Annotated in this window: 3 protein-coding genes and 1 pseudogene; 1 reads left to right on the forward strand and 3 read right to left on the reverse strand. The window is 76.9% G+C overall.

The features are described from left to right. A pseudogene (locus tag F8274_RS30170) lies at nucleotides 1-306 on the forward strand (FAD-dependent oxidoreductase); the annotation flags it as partial. Here F8274_RS30170 and F8274_RS30175 read toward each other — a convergent pair. The 3 genes from F8274_RS30175 to F8274_RS30185 are packed head-to-tail and all read right to left on the reverse strand — an operon-like array spanning nucleotide 288 to nucleotide 3,060. Beyond that, nucleotides 288-1,091 (reverse strand): FAD:protein FMN transferase, encoded by an 804-nt coding sequence (locus tag F8274_RS30175; protein ID WP_151465749.1) that lies wholly within the window; start codon nucleotides 1,089-1,091, stop codon nucleotides 288-290. The pseudogene F8274_RS30170 and the gene F8274_RS30175 sit on opposite strands and share 19 nt — an antisense overlap. A 2-nt stretch (nucleotides 1,092-1,093) precedes the next feature. Continuing rightward, a complete protein-coding gene (locus F8274_RS30180) occupies nucleotides 1,094-1,633 on the reverse strand; it encodes an FMN-binding protein (protein ID WP_151465750.1) in 540 nt (179 codons plus the stop codon). A gap of 20 nt (nucleotides 1,634-1,653) precedes the next feature. After that, nucleotides 1,654-3,060, reverse strand: a complete 1,407-nt coding sequence (locus F8274_RS30185) for a ferric reductase-like transmembrane domain-containing protein (protein WP_151465751.1) — start codon at nucleotides 3,058-3,060, stop codon at nucleotides 1,654-1,656. Between the last annotated feature and the right edge of the window lie 384 nt (nucleotides 3,061-3,444).

The raw sequence follows: 3,444 nt of genomic DNA on the forward strand, positions 1-3,444 counted from the left end.
GTGACCCTCGGCGGGATGGGGGTGGGCACCGGGCTGGTCGGGGCGTACGTGCTCGCCGGTGAGCTGGCCCTGGCCGGCGGCGACCATCGGGTGGCGCTGCCCGCGTACGAGCGGCGGATGCGGGCCTACGCCGGCCGCTGGCAGCGCGGCGCCAGCCCCGGCCACTTCCTCGCCCCGGCCACCGGCTGGGGGCTGTGGCTGCGGGACCGCCTGCTGGCCACCCGCCCGGTCCAGTCGCTGCTGGTCCGCAGCACCGGCTCGCTGGCCACCGAGACCGACCTGCCCGACTACGCGGCCCGGGTCTGAGCCGCCGGCCGGGAGCCGGGCCAGTTCGGGGTGGCCCGGACCCCGCCGGCGGAGTCCACCAGCAGGGCCGCGTACCCGTCGAGGGTGGCCAGCCAGTCGAGCGCGTCCGCGCCGCGGGCGACGGCCGCGGTGGCGTACACGTCGGCCCACAACAGTTCGGGGCCGACCACGGTGACCGACCGGACGGCCTCGGCCGGCCGCCCGGCGCGCGGGTCGGTGATGTGCGCGCCGCGCCGCGCGGTGCCGGACGTGGCGACCGCGCCATGCGGGCGGGCGACGACGTCGAGCAGCCGCTCGGGGCGGTCCGGGTCCTCGATCCCGACCCGCCAGGCCGGCCGGCCCGGCGCGGTGCGCAGCAGCACGTCCCCGCCGGCGTTGAGGCACAGGTCGTGGTCGGGCAGCGCCAACCAGCGCGCGGCCCGCTCCACGGCCCACCCCTTGACCAGGCCGGACGGGTCGAAGCCGGTGCCCCCGCCGGGCAGCGGCAGCCGCCGGGCGTCGAACCACCCGCCGGTGCGGACGCGGGCCGCCTCGCAGCGCTCGACCACCTCGCGCACCAGCGGATCCGCGGCGGCCGGGTCGGGCGCCGCCCCGCCGAGCCGGCCCAGCACGCTGTCCGGCCGGTACGTGCTGAACGTCGCGTCCACGTCGCGCAGCTCGGCGAAGACCCGCGCCACCCGCCCGGCCACCGCGTCGGTGCGCACCCCGGGGCCGCGCAGGTGCACGCTCACCGGCAGCCCCATCACCTGCGCCACCCAGGCGCGCCGGTCCGGTCCGTCGGTCATGGTCAGCCCAGGTGCGCCGCGTCGATGGCGGACTGGAGGGACTCCCGGTAGCCGTCGCTCGTGACGGTGGCCCCGGAGACGGTGTCGATCCGCGCGCTCTGCGCGGCCAGGGCCTCCTGCCGCAGGATCGGCACCGCGTAGTCGTTGATCTCCTGGTCCCGGTGGTTGCCGTCGGGCACCTGGAGCACGGCGACGTCGGTGATCCTCCCGCCGGAGACGGTGATCTTCACCTGCACCGGCCCCCACCGGGTCTGCGCCACCGACCCGGTGGCCGTGCCGTCGCCGCCGCCGGCGCCGTCCTCGCTGCCGCTGCCGCTGCCGCCGTCGTCACTGCCGCTGTCGCTGGCGCTGTCGGTCGGGGAGCCCGGGCCGGTGGTGCCGGTGCCGTCGCCCGCGCCGCGCCAGGTGCTGCCGGCCGCGCCGTCCGCGCCCGAGGTGATCGCGCTGCTCTCCCCGCCCGCGCCCATGGTGCTGGTCCGGTAGCTGAACAGCAGCACCAGCGCCGCCACGGTGGAGAGCAACCAGCCGGTGATCCGTCGCACGGATCCTCCCTTCGCGCCTGTCACCAGGCGAACCGTTCGTGGTGGACGTGCGCGTCGGGGACCCCCGCGGCGCGGGTCGCGGCGCGGGCGGCGTCGACCCAGCCGTCCGGTCCGCAGAGGAAGACGTCGTGGCCGGCGACGCCGGGGGAGAGCCGGCGCAGCGCCTCCGCGTCGGGGAGCCCCTCGGCGTAGGCCGGCAGCCAGGACGGGCGCGTCGCCCGGGGGCCGACCAGGTGGTGCACGACCAGCCCGCGCTCCGCGGCGAGCCGGTCCAGCTCCGCCCGGAAGGCCAGGTCGGCAGGGGTACGCGCGCGGTGGAGCAGCACCGCCTGGCCGGGCGCGTACGGCAGCTCCCAGAGCAGCGCCAGCAGCGGGGTGATGCCGACCCCGCAGGCCAGCATGGTGATCCCGCCGCCGCGCCAGTGCTCCCCGGTCAGCCGCCCGTACGGCCCCTCGACGAGCACCCGCGTGCCGGGGCGCAGGGCGGCCACCCGGGCGCTGCCGTCGCCCAGGTCCTTGACCGTGATCCGCATGAGGTCGCCGTTCGGCGGCGCGGACAGCGAGTACGGGTGGGCCCGGGACCAGCCGGGGCCGTCCAGGAACCGCCAGAGCAGGAACTGCCCGGCCCGGACGGGCAGCCGGTGCAGGTGGCGCCCGCGCAGCCAGACCGAGGTGATCCCGGGCGCCTCGGTGACCACGGCGGCCACCTCGATCCGGTGCCGCAGCGAGCGCCAGGCGGGCAGCCCCAGCCGCCAGACCAGCACGCTGGCCAGTGCCAGCAGGTAGACGGTCCACCAGTAGGCGCGGGCGAGCGGCGAGGCGACGAAGTCCGCGCCGGTCCAGAGCTGGTGCGGCAGCGCCAGCGCGACGCCCAGGTACGCGTACAGGTGCAGCAGGTGCCAGGACTCGTAGCGCAGCCGGCGCCGGGCCGCGCGGACCGAGGTCACCACCACGAGCACCAGCAGGGCCAGCGCCGCGGTGGCCAGCAGCATCCCCGGGTACGTGACGACGAGGTCCCAGGTCTCGGCGAGCACCCCCCGGCGGGCGGTGCCGGCGTACCCGAGGACGGTCAGCAGCACGTGCGCCAGGAGCAGGTGGAACGAGGTGAAGCCGGTGAGCCGGTGCCAGCGGGCGATCCGGTCCTGGCCGAAACGCCGCTCGATGAGCGGCACCCGGGCCATGAGCACGACCTGGACGAGCATCAGGTCGGCGCTGACCAGGCCGGCCAGCCGGCCGAGCGAGGTGAGGCCGGTGGCCGGACCGCCCAGCAGCTCCTGCACGCCGCGGCCGGCGGTCCAGAGCGCGGTGACCACCAGCAGGCTGAGCGCCGCGGCGCCGCCGGCCACGTCGGCCCACCAGGCCGGGGCCGCCGGCAGGGTCCGGCGCGGGGTCCGCGGGCCGGCGACGGCGGTACGGCTGACGTTCATGCCGTCAACCCTGGGGGCCGGAGTTCGGCGGCTCCTTTGCCGGTGCTGTGCGCGCCCTGAGAATCCGGCCGTCTCCCCGCGCGTCACACGTTGCGTTTTCGTCGGAGGGGAGGTGTACTGTCAGAGCAGTTAGAACGAGTGTTCGATTCAGTCGTACGCTCGTTCCAACGTCCGGGAGCGGTGTTTCGCGGCTCCGGCTCCCGGGAGGTGCGGTTCCGCGGACCGCACCGGGCTCCGGACAGTCGCGAGTCCGGACCCGTCAAGGCAGGATCGTCGCCCGCCGCCCACGACCCCCGGGCGGCGGGCGACGGACCCGCCGGTACGCCGGCCGGGTGTGGTGTGGGGAAGCATCCACACCCGGCCGGCCCCCACCTGGTGCGTCTT

It is taken from the genome of Micromonospora sp. AMSO31t (assembly GCF_008868175.1).
GTDB lineage: Bacteria > Actinomycetota > Actinomycetes > Mycobacteriales > Micromonosporaceae > Micromonospora.